The following is a 19,023-nucleotide window of genomic DNA, read 5'->3' on the forward strand; positions in this document are numbered from 1 at the left end:
GGAGAGGGGGAGATTGGGAGAGGGGGAGAGGGGGAGAGGGGGAGATTGGGAGATTGGGAGATTGGGCAAATCTTCCTTCTTCCTTCTTCCTTCTTCCTTCTTCCTTCTTCCTTCTTCCTTCTTCCTTCTTCCTTCTTCCTTCTAAAATCGTAAAAGCTTTAACTAAATTGTCAATATCTGTTTCTGTATTGCCCAAGCTGATAATAAATGTTAGATGTTGGGGCATGGGAAGTTCTGCGGTGACACCGAGTTGAGAGTGCAGAATTTCATCTGCAGCAAATCCTGTGATTCCTAAATCTGATACTTTTACTGTTAGCCTGGTTCGGTCTAATGCTGCAAAGCCCGGTGTATTTAATGGTTCTAAAACTGATAAGCCAGGAATTAGACGGATGCGCGATCGCGCTTTTTCTGCTAGCTGTAAAGTTTGCGCCATTAACTCTTTGCCGTGGAGTGCCATTTGTTGGCGGGCTGCGTCTAGGGATGCTAATAATAAGTAACTCGGACTGGTAGATTGTACTAACTGCAATGCTCTATTTAATTTTTGGATATCTATGCGATCGCCCTTGACGTGCAGCATCGATGCTTGTGTCATTGCACCGAGGGTTTTGTGGATTGATTGTACTGTTAAATCGGCGCCGACTGATAGTGCTGGTTCTGGCAAGTTTGGATGAAAGTTAAAGTGCGCGCCGTGGGCTTCGTCTACTAATAACGGTATGTTGTATTGATGGGTAATTTGGGCGATCGCCCGCAAATCCCCGCAGACGCCATGATAGGTTGGGTAAACTATCATTACTGCTTTGGCGTCGGGATGTTGTTCTAATGCGGAGGCTGTGGCTTCTGGGGTGATGCTGTTGGCAATATCCCAATCCTGGTTGTACTCTGGATTGACAAAAATTGGAATTGCGCCGGATAAAATTAAACCAGCAATTGCCGATGAGTGGATATTTCGAGGTAGGATAATTTTATCTCCTGGGCCGCAAGTTGCTAAGATGGCGGCGATTATTCCGCAAGTCGAACCGTTAGCCAAAAACCGAGTTGATTGGGCTCCAAATGCTGCGGCAGCCAAGTATTGAGCTTCGGCAATTGCACCTTCTGGGTTAAAGAGATTATCTAACTCCGGCAATTCCGGCAAATCCGATCTAAATACTGCCGCACCGAATAAGTCAATTAGGGGTTGAGAGATCCCTTGTCCGCCTTTGTGTCCGGGGGCGTAGAATGGGGCGTGTGGGTGATTTGTGCGATCGCGCAAGGCATCTAATAGAGGCGTTTGTTCTTGATAGTTTGCTGGTGACACGCTTAATCCTGATTTGATTATTGGGAATTATAGCAACCGCCGAGGTTTCACTGGACGTTATTAATTGCTGAAACCATTGCTGGCAATTCCGCGATCGCATCGACTTCTTCCTTTTTCCTTGCAATCGCCCACAAGCAACACCGTCTCAATTTCAAACTTCTCTAAAATGACTTAACATCGACTGCTTAAGTATGAAACCCAAACAGTTGAAAATCCTGGCTACTGCTTGACTTATGGTTTGTCTAGGGGCTGTGGTTTCAGTTACCGCACAAAATCCTACCACAGTCTGCGGCTATTTTTCAGCTTACTGTGGTGAGGAAGTTTTGGACGATCGCGCACTACTGTCACAAACTACCAAGACGCTTTAACCGATTGACCCAAAAGCTATCAAAGTTAAGCTTTAATTCAAGGTAGATTATTGAGTCGCGATCGCCACAAGTTCTACCCTAATTGGGTTTGCCAGTTCATGGCATAAGTTTGAATCTGTTCTGCCTGGTCAGTACCATTGATAATTTTACGGGCACTCAAGAAATCCGTATTGTTGCCAGAAATACAGTCATCCAGTTTCATCCCCGTAAATGCACCCCATTTCATCCCATCAACTAGGATAAAGAGTGCGATATCAGGATTCATGACAAGATCCGGATCATTCACTAAATCTAGCCCTAACACATCTGAATATTTCCGATAATTGTAATCATGGGTCAGTTGCACATAGCCCCGTCCATAGTAGGGATAGTAGGGTAGGGTTTTGCGGTCATTTTCCCCTTCTGGTTCGCCCAAATAATAAGATTCTCGCACGGGTTGGAAACTGTCTGCTGTTTCATGTTCAACGGTTGCGAGAATGTAAGCAATTTGAGCTTGAGACGTAATCCCTTGGCGATGAGCTTCTTTAACAATTGCCTCAACCGTCGCATTTTTATCACCGCCTTTCCAATCAGGTAACTTTCCAGCACCCTGCTTGGCATCGAGTAAAGCTTTAGCGGTTGTTGCCCCTAACACATCCCCGCCATCAAGTTTACGGCTGGCTTTAAAACTTCTTAAGGCTTCTTGCGTTTGAGTGCCGTAAATCCCATCAACTACCTCTAAAAGATGATTAGCGCGTAAGATGGTTTGAATTTCTGCACAGAATAGTTGATCTTCCACTAACACTCCAGAGTCAATATCATCAAAAGGGATCGATTGCTTTTGGTCAATCACGTCTTGGAGTTTCAGGCCGGATGGTTCGCTGGAAACAGCACGAGACTGTCCAGAAATTAATTGTGTCAGTTTAGTTTGCGTTACAAATCCCGCAATTCCATCAACCTGCAAGCCTTGTTCAGCCTGAAATTTTCGGATTGCGGCATCAGTTTCGCTGCCAAAGATACCATCTGTTGTAACTGAAATGCCAACGTTGGCTAAATCTTCTTGAAGTTTGCGGACTCGTTCTCCCTGCATCGGAGGTATCACCAGACGCAAATCCCCGTCTTCGTCGCTGCTGTATGGAGCTGAATCAATTCCAGGGGAAAGGAAACTCACATGAAGGTGATCGTCATGTCCCGCGCAAGGCGCTACCTGTGTAATTTCTGGATCGTTGAATAGAATTGTCCGAATACCCAAAATTGGATTATTGTAGAATAAATATACCAATTCTTGAGTGCGTTGGCGAGAGTATTTACTATCGTAATAGGTGAGAGTAATTTCTTCATCAGTGTTAGCAACAGGCGCAATATCAACATCGAGTCCGTGTTGATGAGTGCTATGGGGTGGCATCGGCCCTCCGTCTGGAAGACTAATATTTCCAATGCCAATCCGAGGCCCATTGGGATAGAGTTTGGCCCACTCGGTACAGATGTATTGGAGAGCCTGAAGGACGTTTGAGTGACCATAGCACTTGTCAGGGATTCCGTAACATTCATAGCCAACTCCACTGGCAGGCATTTGTTCAAAAAGACCACGCGTTCCCCAACTGAACTGCTCAAGTTCTTCTGCTGTGAAACCAATATGTGCCGTGCAGTGGGTATGGTTATGTTGCAAAGTTTTAGAGCGTAAGTTGCGATAGATTTCTAATACCATTGTTAATTTCCTTTTTAGAGTGTGTTTTTCTGTTGCAAGATCGCTTTTTAGGAAGGCGATCTTCGCCAATGCCAATGGCAAGGTAACGGAATGGTTAACATAATGACTCCTGAGTAACAGCCGATCGCAACCACTATATCCCCGAAAACTAAATTCAGCTTTGTCGATCGTCCAAATACCTGACCAGGAATTTCAAAGGTGGTACCCGCCAAGTGATTTATCCGTGGAATCAATCCAAAATCGAAAATCGAAAATCACTTATTGCCCCCGCATTTATCCGTGGGGTCGCCTCTAAAATCTAAAATCTAAAATCTAAAATCGATTGACCCATTTCACGAATCCTTGAGAATTGCTATAGTTCGATCGCCCAAAAAGCAGCGATTTTCCCCACAGGCTGATAATTGCGATCGGCCAAAGTGCGAACAGGCTTACCCTCCGCAACATCCCAGAGTGCGATCGTCCGATCCCAGCTTCCAGAAGCCAGCATTTTACCGTCAGGGCTAAAGGCGACACTCTCAACCCAGTCCTGATGGCCGATCAAAGTTTGAATCCGTTTACCCGTCGCCATATCCCAGAGTCCGATCGTGTTGTCAAAACTCCCAGAAGCGAGAGTTTTGCCATCAGGACTAAAGGCGATACTCAAAACCCCTTGGTGATGACCCCTCAAGCTTGCAAAAATTTGACCTGCAGCCAGATCCCACAGTATGATTTTGTTGTCAAAACTGCCAACAGCCAGAGTTTTACCATTAGGACTAAAAGCAATACTCAAAACACAATTCTTGCCATCTGTCAAAGCGCGAATCAGTTTACCCGTAACCACATCCCAAAGTTTAATAGTTTTGTCGCTACTCCCAGAAGCAAGAGTTTTACCATCGGGACTAAAGGTAAAACTCTCAACCCAACTCTGATGACCGGTCAAGGTGTGAATGAGTTTACCAGTAGCCAAATCCCAGAGTTTGATAGTTTTGTCGCTACTGGCAGAAGCAAGGGTTTTACCATCAGGACTAAAAGCAATCTTCAAAACCCAATTTTTATGACCCGTTAACCTGTCAATAGATTTACCAGTAGCCACATCCCAGAGTTCGATCGAGTTGTCAAAACTTGCAGAAGCAAGGGTTTTGCCATCAGAACTAAAAGCAATACTCAAAGCTCCTTTTTGAGCGCCTCTGAAAGTTTTAATAACTGTTCCCTTAGCCACATCCCAAAATTTGATACTTTGGTCGAAAGTCCCAGCAGCGAGGGTTTTACCATCGGGGCTAAAAGCGACACTCCAAACAGAACGCTGTTGCTCTGCCGAGGGATCGATCTGCTGAATCTGTGCCACATCCTGAACTTGAATAATTCTGTAAGACGCCAATCTGGTTTTTTGATTAAAAAGTAAATTTGCATCAATACTACGCATCTTAATTGTCCATTTTTCTCCCGCTCGCCACTGCCACCCTGTCAAGCAATACGCTAATATCAATGCTAAACTACCAAAACCAGTCAATTTTATGAAAAAATTGTGGTATTTTTCTTTGCGAAATATCGCCTTAAACTCCATAGCTGATTTCCTCCCTTAACCCTGAATAATATTTAGAGGCTTCTACTTTGACCATCTAAGAGCCGCGATTTATGCGATCGCACACCTGGCGGTCTTCTGTACTAAGATTGACATTAGGATTATTGAAATAATCGCGCATCCAAAAGCAACCATGCTTTAATAAAGCATCGAGTTCTAATCCCTCTAAATTCCACAAAATCATCGTCGTATCATCGCTACCCGATGCCAAAGTCTTACCATCAGGGCTGAAACTAAGACTGCGAACCGCCGCAGTATGCCCCGGCAGAGTAGCGATCCAAGTGCCATCCGGTTTCCAGAATTTCAGCGTCTTATCGTCACCCGTCGAAGCTAATATTTTGCCATCCGGGCTAAAACTGATACTATTAGCTGCCACCCTATGCCCCGTCCACCTTTTGAGCAAAGTGCCATCTGTTTTCCAAACTTTAAGCGTGCCATCATTGCTAGCCGAGGCAAGAGTCTCACCATTTGGGCTGAAACTAACGCCATAAACCTGAGCCTCATGCTTCATAGTATTTAGCAAAGTTCCATCCATTTTCCACAGTTTGACGGTCTTATCAAGGCTTGCTGAAGCAATAGTTTTACTGTCAGGACTAAAACTAAGACTCTTAACTGAACCGCTATGTTTAGAAAGAGTATTGAGCAAGGTACCATCTGGCTTCCAAAGATTCACTGTGGTGTCATAACTTCCAGAGGCGATCGTTTGACCATCAGGGCTAAAACTAACGCTCACAACTTGAGCTTTATGACCAGAAAGCGTATTCAGCAACGTGCCATCTTGTTTCCAAAGTTTTACTTTGCTATCCAAACTACCAGAGGCGATCGTTTGACCGTCGGGGCTAAAACTAACGCTAGAAACTGGTGCTTGATGCCCAGAAAGCGTTTTAAATAAAGAAGCATCTCGTTTCCAAACTTGAGCCAAGCTATTAGCACTTCCCGAAGCCACTGTGTCCCCTTTGGGGCTAAAACTGACCCCCAAAACAATATCCGTTTGCCCCGTCAAAGTTTTACGTAAGCTATTATTAAACTTCCACAGTTCAATGCTATTATCAATGCCGGCAAAGGCAAGAGTTTGACCGTCGGGGCTAAAAGAAGGGCTCCGTCCAGTTAAAGTATTCAGTAAAGTACCATCGCGTTTCCAAACTTTAACAATATTGTCAGCACTGGATGAGACCAGTAACTGATTATCGGGGCTAAAACTAACCTTGAAAATATGAGTATTATGCTCAAAAGTTTTAACTAAAGTGCCATCGGGTTTCCAGATTTTTACCGTCTTGTCTTGACTTGATGAAGCGATAACCTCACCATCCGGGCTAAAACTAACACTCATAACCGGCGCTTTATGACCAGAAAAACTTTTCAGTAAACTGCCATCGAGTTTCCAAAGCTTGACCGTTCCATCCGCACTGCCAGAAGCAATAGTCTGTCCGTCTCGACCAAAACTAACACTACTAACCGGCCCTTTATCCTGAATGTTTTTCAACAAAGTGCCATCGCGTTTCCAAAGCTTAATTGTTCCATCAGTGCCACCCGAAGCAAACATCTGACCATCCCGCCTAAAACTCACATTAATAACCTCCCCTTTATGCTGAGAAAGAGTATTAATCAAAGTGCCATCGGATTTCCAAATTTTAATCGTCCTGTCCGCACTAGCCGAGGCAATAATTTCTCCATCCGGGCTAAAACTAATGCTATAAACTTCGTTGGTATGTCCCGAAAGAATCCTGAGTAAAGTCCCATCTAATTTCCAAAGTTTAATCGTATTGTCTGCACTAGCAGAGGCAATGATTTGATTGTCAGGACTAAAACTGATGTTATAAATAGGAGCTTTGTGACCTTTCAAGCCATTGGATTCTCTGATGCGATAAATAACGGATTGCAGGGCTGACACAACCTCCTCCTGCGTGTTTGAAGAAACCCAAACTGCCTGTTTCATTATTTTTCTGGCTTTTAAAGCTTCTATCAAAGCATCTAATTCTCTATCGGAGCTAAAAAGTTGTTCAGCCGATAGCGCTAAGCTTCTGCTTTGGGCTTGTTGATTTTGATTCCATTGATAAAAGAGAAATCCTAATGTCACAGCAAAGGCTGTAGCAATCAGGCTAATTTTTCGCCGCAGGTTGTTACGCCGGCGTCGGAGGCTGCGCTGTAAAAATTCTGCCTCTACTTCGTTAAACCAATTTTTATCGTATTTGAGATGTTCGTCTAATACGTTCAGATAAGGGTTGGTATCCCAGAGAAATTCTTCTTGTTTTTCTTGGCGGCGTTTTTGGATGCTGGGTTGGCGCTTCCAGACTTTAATCAAAGTTGCATTAACCTGGTCAAAAACGTTTTGAAAAGAGAGGAGGCTGCTGTCTATAAAATTAACAAGTGGTTCTATTTTTTCTTGAAAACTAAGTGATTTTTGTTTGCTTTTCCACTCGATAGCTGCTGGGGTTAGCCGCCGTTGCACAATTAAATTTTCCTGATGTTCTCGTTCCCATACTATTAGCTTTTGCCATCCTCGCATCAAGACATCATGAGCCGGTTCAACATAGCTTTTGCCTTCGGTATCTCGCCCTTTTACTAATAGACGTGCGGCACAAAATTGCTCAAGGGCTGTTTGGACTCGTTGATTTTCCGGTTCGGGATAAATTAATTCTTCATCTAATACCCGCCGGCGAGCTAATTCACCACCGCCTACAGCTACCATTCGCAGCATGATGTGGCGGATGGTTTTTGCATAAGCACGATCGCTTTTAAGTAATTCGTCATATTCCGCGTCTGCTCTTTGGGTGAGACTGCGTGTAACTCCGCCCAATTCTTCATAGTCTTCTTGAGTAATTGCCCGATTATTTCTTTTCCCTTCTCTGACGTTTTTAATATAGTTAAAATAAAGTTCGCTCAGGGTGAAAGAAAGTAAAGGTAGTGCTCCGGGCATTTGTGCGACTTCATCAATTAATTGGTCTACCAACGTGGCCGGTTCAAAATACATTACCTTAGCAGCAGCAGGATCGACAATCGCTTGGCGTAATTCTTCCCGTGTCATGGCGGGAACAACAAATCGTGATTTTTTCCAATAGGGCTTTAATGCTGTATCTCTAAATTGAGGTTCAAAATCTGAACGTAAAGTTATGACGATTCGCAAGCAATCAGGGAGAGTTTCTAAGGATTTTTCTAACCAGTTTAAAAATAATTCTTGTTCTTGGCTATCTTGGCTGAGAGTCACTAATTCTTCAAATTGGTCAATGACTAACAGCAATTTTGTGTGTGAATTAAAGTTTTTCCATGCACTGAGTTTGTATAACAAGCTTTGCAAAGTTTGTCCTTTTTCCAAAGTGGTAGAGCTAGTGCTGGCTTCTGGTAAGTCTTTGTCAGAAACCAACTCGTTAGAGATAAGTGATTCTGGTAAATTTTCGTTTTCTAGGGCAGAGTTTAAAGCACTGAAAGGAGACTCACCCGGACGAATAGGAGAGAGGATGCGGCAGTTGGGTTGAGTTTTTTTCAATTGGGGAAGTAATCCAGCTTTGACTAAGCTAGATTTCCCTGAACCTGATGCGCCTAGAACCACAGTTAAGGGATGTTCTGTGACGAATTCAACTAATTTTTCAGTTAAATCCTGTCGCCCAAAGAATTTGTCGCTATCTGCTTCTTCAAATGATTGTAATCCTTTGTAGGGATTGGTGTTTTCATTGAGTTTGGGGGCGGGGGGCAATTGATTAATGTCAAAACCAGGAAGAATAAAAATATATTCGCCCTTATCATGGTGTTTTAACTGTGCAAAACCAGGGGTTTGTTTAGCTGCTATTTTGCCGAATTCTGATTGTAAATAGGCATAGAGTTCGGTTGCGGTAATCACGCCATCTTTGGTAAGGTCTGCTTCTCCCTCAAGCGCCTTGAGTAAAAGTTCTGCAAAGGGAGAGTGATTGGAACTTTCGCTTCGCTGTCCAAACCGATACAGGGAGTCGGCGGCTTTTTCATCATGCGCTGCTGAGGTAATGACTTGCTGGGCGCAGCCTGATGTGTAGCGAGCGTACCGTTCGCGATATACTTTTTGCGATCGCACTGCCTCCCGATGAACTGCCGCCCAGCGAAAAGTCCCAGCAAAGCAGCAATCCAGGATAATTAACGAATGGCGGCATGGCAGTTGGATTAAGCTATCGTGCAATCGCTGCATCGACAGCCAAGTGTCGCTATCATCTCGTTCACCATCTTGAGGAATCAAAAAGCCAGCCGGGCCTTCTGCATTGTCGAGTCCATCTAAGGCGATGCCATGTCCGGCAAAGTAGAACAAAATGCGATCGTCCGCTGCAACTTGCACTTTATTGCCATCGGGAAAAACCAGTATTTTCTCGGCAAAGCCTGCCAAGAGCTCGCTGATATTAGACAGAGTGGCATCTGTATCTAACAGTAACAAAACTTGGTATTGATACTTTTCCTCGATCAGATGGGCAAGTTGTTGAGCATCATTGGCTGCTGTTTGCAAGGGGGGAATGTTGTTAAAATAGCGATCGATACCAATCACCACTGCCAGACTGCGTTTAATCTCCGACATTGTTTAATTGCCCCGACTAATTTATTTCAAATTTCAGTTTAATGCGGGCCTAATTGTCAACCAAAAACTAATTGCTAGTTCTTTTAAACTGATAGAGTGCCTGTTCCTTTGACTGACCGAAAGCATCCAGCATACAAGCCCCCGGATTCATCCCTTCGCAGACTCAGGACCCAGAAATAAAAAACCTGTATCCGATGAAACTTGCCCCCCGAATTTATCCGTGGGGTCAATGCTTCAATTCTAAAATCTAAAATCTAAAATCTAAAATCTAAAATCGATTGACTCGTTGATTTTTGATTCACTGGTTGTTGCACGGGAGAACGAGGCCAGAGACCAATTAAGCCAATAGCGGCTGCGATTAAAAACCCAACTAGCCCAATTCCTAAACCTGTTATCTTGGAATTATTTTGTGTTTGAACGTTTAGCGTATCCGAGCCAACTGGATGTGAACTGGTGAGACTGTTCGAGGCTGGAGAGGAACTTTCTACGGGAGTTTTGGCAAGCTGTTGTGCAACAGGTAAAGGGTTAACTGTATTTTTAACCACAGGCTGAGAATTCATACTCTCTGGCTCATCCTCTACTATTGCCGCCACCAAAGGCTTTACTAATAACTGAGTATTGCCATTAGGACTTGGGAAAAGAGCCGCTGCCAGAGCATCTAACCCAGCCTGATGTGTAAAGTAGCTAAGATGGTCGCACGCAGTATCCGGTAATAGGATTTTGGGCGCAGGAGAGCGATTAGCACTGACATTTTTGATGCTCGTTAAAGCAACGGCAATATCATTAGGTTGACTGAAAAATGCCAATTCTACAACTCTGTCTTTAGTTTTACCAAAAAGGTTGCTCAATAACCGCTGTAAGGGATTGGATTCCTTGTCTGGTTGAAATTCTAGAGCTTTTGAAACAATTGAGCGATCGCCCGCAATAATTGTGTAGGGAACCCCGGGGTCGGGATTTTCGGCAAGTTTTTTCAGAAAAGGAGAATCCGGTCGCATTTGCTCTAGCGAGTAATCATTTGCTTCTAAAAACTCCAGTAATTGAGCAACTATTTTGGTCGGCCAAATAATTTTTGAAAGTTGATTCAACCCTATCCCAAGCGCTGTGAAAACCCAATCCTGTACTGTAGGCCAAGGAGAACCCCCATTAGGTGTCCCTAACATCACCAAGTGCTGGACAACCTGATTCCCACCTTCTCGCTCGATAAACCAGCGAGAAACCAAACCCCCCATCGAGTGAGCCACAATATCCAACTGCTTGCCGTGATTTCCTCCCAAACCAACTGCTTGCAATCTTTGACCTAACAAGCGGCTATTTTCCTCTATGGTTGTTTGGATATTCTCGTAGTCAAAAGTCAAAACTAAGTCATAAATTTCTGCAATCTGTCGCTGTTGTCCGTCCACTTCTACTAACGTCTGTCTGACACTAGGAACCATACTTTGCGTGTCCCCTATAATCCCGTGAATGTAGAGAATGATTCGCTGGGCTTTGGCAACTCTAGCTTTAACTTGCTCTGGATTTTTTTCGTAGCTGACATCACCTTTTTCGCTGACCTCTGCTACAGCTAAAATAGGATATTCATAAGGTCTTCCCAATTTTTGATGGGCGACTTTTTCAAAGAAAATTCTGATGGACCCGTGAAGGCTGCGACTGCTAACTGTTGGTTTGGGTAAGCGTTCCAGCGTAATCTCTGTTTTGCCATCTTCTGTTCTCGCCCCTCTTCCTAATGGCAAGAAAAATTCCCCATCATAAGCAAAAGGTAATATATGCTCATTTTCCGCTAATTCTTGATTGACCAACAAGTTGAGAGGGGTTGTTGGTGTCACCGCTTCATAATCTTCTACATCACTTAACTCCAAAGCACTTAACCCTGGATCAGTGCCTCGGCTGGTTGTAAATTGGAAAGATTCACTCACGCGATTTTGTTGCCGCAAAATCGCAGGTAAAATCAAATTCCCTAAATCTCGACTCGCTTGCGGTACAGTGGTGAGATTCACTTTCGCTTTTAAAGTTGGATGAGCTTGAACTTCGACGGCACCCTGTTGTAAGGCAGTGCTGCGATTAGCCTTAATTGGTTGAGCATCTTGAGGTCGGACAATTGTAATCGTGACTTCCTTTGTCATCCAATCATCATAATTTCCTTTTGCTCTCACGGCTTCGCGAGTATTAAGTTGTGCCATCAAGGTATTCAGAGTTCCCTCTGTTTCTCCAAGAGAACGAGTCAGTTTAGGCGGCGCTAGTCCATCTTGTTTTAGCAAGCTAGCATCAAATTCTGTGGTACATACAATTAGCTTGAGAATATCCTTATATTCAGTAATGCCTTGTTCAAAATATGCGTCTGGCACTTGAAATATAATATCATCAAAGCTGGTAATACTAGAGGGATTTTCTGAATTGTTGGCGGGGAGCAATATGCTGCTATCTCTGTCAAAAAATGGAGTGTCTACGGCAAAACTTTCGGAAAGAACGATTACATTACAAAACAACTTCTTGTCACTTTTATTAGTCAGCCTTATTTGGATGTTTGGCGCTTGCCACTCCCCATTGTCATAGGCGTAATCGACACGCATCTCAGATGAGGAGATGTTTCCGTCTCTATCCCCTGGCGAAGATTCTTGCTGACCGCAAAGCAGAATTATTTCCATTTCCACTTCGTCGGTTTTAATGCGGCTAGTCGCAGGAGTGGAGAGTTGTAAAATGTTATTCCAACGGGCAATATGTTCTAAACGATAAATCACCTGTAAAGCAATTTCATCTGTGTATCCCGACTGATTTGGTTCTTCGGGGATCGGAGCAACTAAAGGCCGGTTATTATCAGGCTGTAAAATCCAATACTGACCCTGACTGACTAACAGATGGTAATCTGCATCTTTAGCTTCATTTACCTGCTGCACATACAAGGAAGGTTTGTTGCCAATTGCTGCTTTTGACAGTGCTTCTTGCAGATTTTTGATGCCTTGGACTTCACTTTCATCGCCCTTAATGTAAATTTTCAACGCTGGCAACGGCAAACTTGTCACCACGGCCCAATAGCTCTCAGTTTCTGATAAGCTGTCTTGACCGTTAATAATTTCTACTTGGCTGCGTTGTGGCAATACCTGAGTTACTCGTGCTTCGCCTAAAGCTTCTGAAAGTTGGCGCAACTTTTCGGGACTGCTGCCATAGGGGAAAAATGCTAATCGAGTATCTCCCCCATTAGAGGGTTTAGGAATTCCGTGAATAGACCCTCCATCAATTACCCAATTCCGAAGGTTTTGACTGTGAGTTAAGGTGAAGTAGTGAGGCCGTTCTTTAATAGCACCGCCCAAGAAAGGTTGGTCTAAATCCTGCCTGTCGGTTGCTTCTACTTGCGGCGACTGTTCTTTGACTTTGCCAGTCACGAGAGCATTCATATTTCTCGCTAAATCTCGATAGGTTATGTTGCCATTGGTTCGCTGTAGTGTTTGCAGCAAAAAGTAAGAGAAAGCTCCTCTAGTTTCTCCATCCTCAGTTTTGTATTCTTTCGCCAGTTCGTAGTCTCTACAGGCCGAAAACAAAATGTGTTTTCCCTTGGGCAAAATGACACCTGTTGTCTTTTTTTCTGATTCTTTAGAAGTGCTTAATATTTCCTGGATTGCTGGTGCGTCTTCGGCAAAAATAAACGTGCTTAGGGGTCGCTCTCGCGAGTCTACTAAGGCGCGGCGCACTGTTGTTTCTGCGGGTAAGTCTCTGGTGCCCGAACCGGAGTGGCAGCAGTCAAGAATGACAACAATGCGGGGTTCTTTTAGGGCTATTTTGGATATGAGGTAGGCTAGTTCTTTATCAGCTAAGTCCCGACCATTTTCTGCACGGCTGTCATAGCACACTAAAGTTTCATCTAAGCGGTCTGCCTCTAATTCCCAAAATTCCTCTGGTGATTTCTCTTGAGCGCCATGACCGGAATAGTAAAATAAGACAACATCTTCGCTGTCAGCGTTGCACAAATGCTGCTGGAAACCGCTGATAATTGCCTGACGAGTGGCATCTTGATTGAGCAGTATCCAAGGTTGGTCTGTAGGCTCTATCAGTTTCCATTCGCTATCTTGAGTAATTCGCTCTCGCAGATAAGCTTCTATAGCTTTAATATCGTTAACACAACCTTTTAAGGGAGGGACGAGAGGATTAGATGCGGGAGAATAGTTGTCAATACCAACTAACAGCGCGTAAATTTTTTTTGCCATAACTGCCTTGTTTAATTAAAGTGTTTAAATTGGTTTTAATCGTTAATAGCTAATATTTTCTAGCTATTAACGATTCTAGGAAATGGAAAAATGACACCAACTCTCACGAGCGGGAAATAAAATGTACCCAAAACCTTCCATCGGGGATACAGGTATCTTTAATCATTCCGTAGGAGTAATGCAGGAACTTACCCTTTTCATCGTTTCCGTCTGGCTCATTGCGATCGTATCCATCGGCGAACCATTCCCCATAAGGATCGTGAACAATGAAGCCTGTGCTGTCATAGCCAACGAAGACAACGATGTGACCTTCTGGATAAGTAAAATAGCCATGTACAACTGCTGGGTTTCCACTCGCTAACCAATCTGTAACTTGTTCAATGGTGGCCGTTTCACTGTAGTTATCTTTCGCTCCATAGTCGCGCACAATTTGAGCTAGATCGTAACCACTATGCCGGCTTAATCCTTGATCTAAGGCATAGTTGTAAAGCTCATCCTCAAACTGCCCCTCACTGTGCCGACGAGGAATCTTTAGATACTCCAAACACATCGCTATTGAAGTAACATTGCAAGAACCATCAGGGTTCATTTCATTATCTCTCTGAGATTTGTAAGGAACCGGCAATTTAACTTCATCGCGTTTTGGATAAATTCTGGTAGTGCCTTCAAAAACTTCGGCGTGTTCTCCAAAAATATATCCAGTCCAAGTATTCTCAACAGGAGTATCAGCTAAGGTGATTTTTAAATGACCGCGCTCAACTTCAAATGATGCAACTCTGAGGGTGACGCCGACTTTGAGATTGTGTTTTTCTGCCGGCAATAAAGCATCGGATTGCAACGGTTTATTTTTAAGGAGAGTATCTTGGATAATTTTAACCTGAATTGAGGGAACCCCTTCCGCTCCTCGCGTTGCTACTTTATCAACTTCGAGGAGTTCGGTAGCTGTTCGTTTTCCCAAAAATCCTGGTTCATAGCAGCGATTTAGTTTTTGGAAGCGTTTTAAAACAGCAATAGAAACAGGGCCAAAGATATCTTCTACTGTGGGAGAGAGTAGCCCTTGAGCGATCAGAAGCTCTTGGATTTCTAAGCTTAACTCTCGATCGGCTACTATTTTGCTGACATCGTATTTGATATTTGTCTCGACAAAATCTTGGAGATGCATCCTTTATGCCCCTTTGTGCCTAGGCGTTCATTGTTGCATAGACCGAAACAGATTTGGATTGGGAGAAACTTTTTGCTTAATCCTAAAAATCTGTGACAGCGTAGGTTCAATCGTAAGAGAATAATTCCCAAAAAGTTCCTAGCTTTTAGTTGAGTCTTAAATTAGCCAAAAGGCCAGCTCGCCACTGGCCGTAAGTACAGGACAGAACCTGTACTTTTGGCTAGGTGTCGTGCAAAACCACAGGCTGGCAAGGCTTTTCGGAGGGCGATCGATTGGGCGATTTGAGATTTGAGATTTTAGATTAAAGAATTGCTCCCACGGGCTGTAGCGATCGCACGTGATGAGTACGCTACGCTTTTTTCAAGGGTTCACGGCTTGTACCGGGGGGCTGTGACCAAATTGCTTTCGGTCAGCCTAAAAAATAAAATACCAATAAACCCGGTTGCTTGTGTCTACTCCAAAAAGCCGATAAAAAATGGTACAAAATATCAACTTTAATAAATTTTCACTATTTAGATAGATGTCGTATTTTGAGTTTTTTATCTACGCTGATTGTATCGAGTTATTAATAGAATTGCCGTGATTTTTCCCAACCCTAGTCCATTTCCAGGCCCGCAGATTCCCAGTACCGAACCGGGGCTCCCGACTATACCCGCATCGCCACCAGTGCCGGGCCCAGTTCCCGAACCGATTCCCGGCCTTGTACCGGAACCGGTACCTGCGCCAATTCCCCAGCCAATTCCCGAACCGGTGCCGGAAACTGTACCCTCTCCAATTCCTCAAACAGTGCCGGAACCTATTCCTCAGACAATCCCTGAACCGGTGTAAATTATGTTTTAGTCGATCGCGAAATTTAAGATTGTTTGTCAGGCCGATCGCAAAAACCGGCTTTCTCCCAAGTCCCCAATCTTTTTGTGGAATATCAGACTTGAAAAAACTCGGTTTTTGCGTAGATTATCGATTAATTGAAGTTGAGCGCAGTCTCTTTACAAAGGTCAACAGCAGACAAAGGAGTCGATTTGCCGTCCTCGTATTCGGCCAGGACATCAAAAACACAGCCCGCCTCCGAACCCTCGTAGTCAGCTCGATCCCACTCAAAACCTGCCTTTTCCCGATCGGGAATCGGGGCCTCTAGCTCGTTTTCTCCCCAAGTATCCTTATCGGGAGGAGACATATAGACGGCTGTCATCGTCTTGCCGCTGTTGTTAACCACCGAAACTTTGACCATCTGAGCGAAAACGCTAGCTGCTGTCAGCGCTAACAGGGGCAGCGACAGCCCCACAGCGATCGTTACTTTGCTTAACAAGTTGTTAAGCATTTAGCCATCTACCTCAAGTTAGATATTTATTCAAGCTTAGCTGTGGAAGTTAGAACACACACGTCAGATATATTGCTGATACTTATGATATTTTGAAACAGTGATATGTTTCTAAATAGCTATGCTTACTGCCGGAATTGTCGGACTGCCTAATGTTGGCAAATCTACTTTGTTTAATGCTCTGGTTGCTAATGCCAAGGCGACTGCTGCTAATTTTCCTTTCTGTACGATCGAGCCAAATACGGGTATCGTGGCAGTGCCAGACGAACGGTTGAAGGTGCTGAGCAATATTTGCAATTCCGCGCAAACTGTGCCGACGCGGATGGAATTTGTGGATATTGCGGGTTTAGTAAAGGGGGCGAGTCAGGGAGAAGGACTGGGAAATCAGTTTTTGTCTCACATCCGGGCTGTGGATGCGATCGTCCACGTTGTCCGCTGTTTTGACAATGACGATATTATTCACGTTGCGGGTTCTGTCGATCCCCAGCGAGATATTGACATTATCAATCTCGAATTAATTCTAGCAGACTTAGCTCAAATTGAACGCAGGCTCGATCGCACTCGCAAGCTAGCCCGCAACAATAAGGAAGCTCAGGCCGAAGTGGATGTACTCGAAAAATTAGTCGCCGTTTTGAATGCGGGGAAACCAGCGCGGCAGTACAATTTCACAGAGGAAGAAGCTGAATTAGTTAAAGGTTTGGAATTACTGACCAACAAACCAATTATCTATGCTGCTAACGTGTCTGATGACGATTTAGCAACGGGAAATAACTATGTCGAACAAGTGCGGGAAGTAGCAGAAGCAGAAAAGGCTAAGGTTGTCATAGTTTCGGCGCAAGTTGAGTCAGAATTGGTGGAGTTATCCGAGGAAGAACGAACGGATTTCCTAGAATCTCTGGGGGTAAAAGAAGGTGGCTTGAAATCTCTGATTCGAGCTACTTATGAATTATTGGGTTTGCGGACTTATTTTACTAGCGGCCCGAAGGAAACTCGCGCTTGGACAATTATCGCGGGAATGTTAGCACCGCAAGCTGCAGGGGTTATTCACTCGGATTTTGAACGGGGTTTCATCCGGGCCGAAACTGTAGCATATGAAGATTTGGTTGCTACGGGCGCGATGAATGCGGCTAAGGAAAAAGGCTTAGTTCGCAGTGAAGGAAAAGAGTATGTTGTACAAGAGGGGGATGTGCTGTTGTTCCGATTTAATGTTTAGCTTTTTTAAGGAGATGGCCGCATGAAAATCGACATCTTTTCGCTGGCAATTGCTTGGCTGGTTACTTCAGTGAGCTTTTTTATAATTTCCAAGCTGCCCATCGGGGTAGATATTGACAGTTTTGGAAAAGCGATGATTTCGGCGGCGGTTTTTGGATTGCTGAATGCTTTTGTGCGGCCTATTTTTGTTGGAAATGTTGAACCCTTTGCGTTGCCAACTTATAGCTTGTTTGCGATTGTTATCAACGCTGCTATGTTTGGATTGGCGGCTTGGCTAGTCGAAGGATTTCGGTTGCGGTGGGGAATTTGGAGTGCAATGCTTGGGGCGATCGCCCTCGGTTTTATTAACTCTCTTCTCTATGACGTGTTGGATAAGCTGCCAAATGTACGGTAGATAAAGGTAACGCGCGGGCGGAAGGAAGGGGCGGGTTTATTCATCCTGTTAGTTATCGCCAATATTTCAGGTGAAACCCGCCCCGACGGCAAATATTTTAGGTTTAATTCCCCCATATCAGGTATTTATTTTTTGGTATGGGTTGAGTTATTAGCCTTCACAGTAGTCGATAAATTTGTCGGGAACTAGGCGCAATTCGCCCGATCGAAAGCGATCGATCGGCATCCAAAATGCAGTATGTTCCCCATCTCCGTCTGCAAAATCCAGACTCTCCAATTCATAAAATTTGGAAGCGACAAAATCGCACTGGTATAGTTGTATTAATTCATGTCCGGCTTTGCCATTATAAACAAAGAAGTTTTCCAAACAAGCCAAATATTTGATATTTGTTAACTCGGCTTGAATTTCTTCTTGAAACTCTCTTCGCAAAGCGTCGATGCTGTGTTCTCCAAATTCTATGCCACCGCCCAAAGCGCGGTAGAATGTTTCTTGTTTTACCGGATCTTCGCATTCGGACACGAAGATGCGATCGCCAGATCGAATCAATCCTAAAACAATGACCCGAATTTTACCTTGCATAATATAGCCATCAGTCATTAGTCATCAGTCATTAGTTATCAGTTAACTGGTTCCTAGGCTCTGCCTAGGAATCAATGTCCAGAGGCTCTGCCTCGCTTTCGGAGCAGCTTTCATAGGAGGCAGAGCCTCCGGATATGTGTTACCAGGCAGAGCCTAGTAACGAGTAGAATCCGCCCCTAATGAGTAATCACTAATGACTAATTATCAGCAGCAAAACCCTCTCTGCTCCTCCTATTTTCAATTGGCCAGTCTATATTTTCACCGCCGATAATTAGTTTTTCAATCGTTACGAATTCTTTACTGAGTTGCTGGAAAACATTAATCAAAACGTCGAGCCCAATTGCATCGCTAGTACCTAAATCAAACCAGCAGCGAGCCCAAGAACCTTGATACTCCATTTCTCCCATATTGTGCATCAAAGCCATCATGCTTTGGTCGGCTAGATTAACATCGTAATTCATATCACTGATGTCTAAGCCTTCATCTTGAACTTGCAAATTTTCCGCATTAAATCCTCCCAGTTTTCCCAAGAAAAACCAAGAGTCAAACACTTCTTCAACATACTGTTTTTCACCGTTTGAAGGCACGTTGCTGAACTTCAGCCAAATCCAGAGGTCAAAGGGGTTAAACTCGCGAAACTCTACTTGCATCAATTTTATCAAAGAAAGGGAATGGAATTGCAGGAATTGGATTGCAGGAGAGAGGAAAAGTGGGAGATAGG

13 protein-coding genes are annotated in these 19,023 nt (G+C 44.0%); 4 read left to right on the forward strand and 9 right to left on the reverse strand.

The genetic code is table 11. The features are described from left to right. The coding region (locus tag QUA00_RS20180; protein WP_333410917.1) for an aminotransferase class I/II-fold pyridoxal phosphate-dependent enzyme at positions 1–1,294 on the reverse strand (1,294 nt) is incomplete at its 3' end. Positions 1,295–1,527: 233 nt separating this feature from the next. Here QUA00_RS20180 and QUA00_RS20185 point away from each other — a divergent pair. Beyond that, on the forward strand, positions 1,528–1,662 hold the full coding sequence (locus tag QUA00_RS20185; protein ID WP_333410918.1) for a hypothetical protein: 135 nt from the start codon (positions 1,528–1,530) through the stop codon (positions 1,660–1,662). 73 nt (positions 1,663–1,735) lie between these two features. On the opposite strand, the gene QUA00_RS20190 is transcribed toward QUA00_RS20185, so the two are convergent. The 5 genes from QUA00_RS20190 to QUA00_RS20210 form a co-directional block, all read right to left on the reverse strand. Continuing rightward, positions 1,736–3,349: a penicillin-insensitive murein endopeptidase gene (locus tag QUA00_RS20190; protein WP_333410919.1), complete on the reverse strand. Its 1,614-nt coding sequence runs from the start codon at positions 3,347–3,349 to the stop codon at positions 1,736–1,738. A gap of 352 nt (positions 3,350–3,701) precedes the next feature. Further along, positions 3,702–4,892: a WD40 repeat domain-containing protein gene (locus QUA00_RS20195; RefSeq protein ID WP_333410920.1), complete on the reverse strand. Its 1,191-nt coding sequence runs from the start codon at positions 4,890–4,892 to the stop codon at positions 3,702–3,704. A gap of 55 nt (positions 4,893–4,947) precedes the next feature. Then, a complete protein-coding gene (locus QUA00_RS20200; protein WP_333410921.1) occupies positions 4,948–9,441 on the reverse strand; it encodes an nSTAND1 domain-containing NTPase in 4,494 nt (1,497 codons plus the stop codon). Between the two features lie 254 nt (positions 9,442–9,695). Beyond that, on the reverse strand, positions 9,696–13,637 hold the full coding sequence (locus tag QUA00_RS20205) for a caspase family protein (RefSeq protein WP_333410922.1): 3,942 nt from the start codon (positions 13,635–13,637) through the stop codon (positions 9,696–9,698). 103 nt (positions 13,638–13,740) lie between these two features. Then, entirely contained in the window at positions 13,741–14,799 is a 1,059-nt protein-coding gene (locus QUA00_RS20210) for a C39 family peptidase (RefSeq protein WP_333410923.1), read from the reverse strand. A 579-nt stretch (positions 14,800–15,378) separates the two neighbouring features. Between QUA00_RS20210 and QUA00_RS20215 the strand changes: the two genes are divergently transcribed. After that, positions 15,379–15,627: a gamma-aminobutyric acid A receptor, epsilon-like protein gene (locus tag QUA00_RS20215; RefSeq protein WP_332979482.1), complete on the forward strand. Its 249-nt coding sequence runs from the start codon at positions 15,379–15,381 to the stop codon at positions 15,625–15,627. A 133-nt stretch (positions 15,628–15,760) separates the two neighbouring features. Here the strand turns inward: QUA00_RS20215 and QUA00_RS20220 are convergent, their stop codons facing one another. Then, the gene (locus QUA00_RS20220) at positions 15,761–16,117 is read right to left on the reverse strand and encodes a hypothetical protein (RefSeq protein ID WP_333410924.1); all 357 of its coding nucleotides are present in this window, start codon (positions 16,115–16,117) and stop codon (positions 15,761–15,763) included. Positions 16,118–16,238: 121 nt separating this feature from the next. On the opposite strand from QUA00_RS20220, the gene ychF reads away from it, so the two are divergent. Then, a complete protein-coding gene (gene ychF / locus QUA00_RS20225; protein ID WP_333410925.1) occupies positions 16,239–17,330 on the forward strand; it encodes a redox-regulated ATPase YchF in 1,092 nt (363 codons plus the stop codon). Positions 17,331–17,357: 27 nt separating this feature from the next. Continuing rightward, positions 17,358–17,723, forward strand: coding sequence for a phage holin family protein (locus QUA00_RS20230; RefSeq protein ID WP_333288002.1), 366 nt, complete (start codon positions 17,358–17,360; stop codon positions 17,721–17,723). A 150-nt stretch (positions 17,724–17,873) separates the two neighbouring features. Here the strand turns inward: QUA00_RS20230 and QUA00_RS20235 are convergent, their stop codons facing one another. Continuing rightward, positions 17,874–18,320: an NUDIX hydrolase gene (locus QUA00_RS20235; RefSeq protein WP_333410926.1), complete on the reverse strand. Its 447-nt coding sequence runs from the start codon at positions 18,318–18,320 to the stop codon at positions 17,874–17,876. 179 nt (positions 18,321–18,499) lie between these two features. Then, positions 18,500–18,952 (reverse strand): DUF3531 family protein, encoded by a 453-nt coding sequence (locus QUA00_RS20240; protein WP_190659407.1) that lies wholly within the window; start codon positions 18,950–18,952, stop codon positions 18,500–18,502. Between the last annotated feature and the right edge of the window lie 71 nt (positions 18,953–19,023).

This window comes from Microcoleus sp. T2B6 (assembly GCF_036700475.1).
Lineage (GTDB): Bacteria > Cyanobacteriota > Cyanobacteriia > Cyanobacteriales > Microcoleaceae > Microcoleus.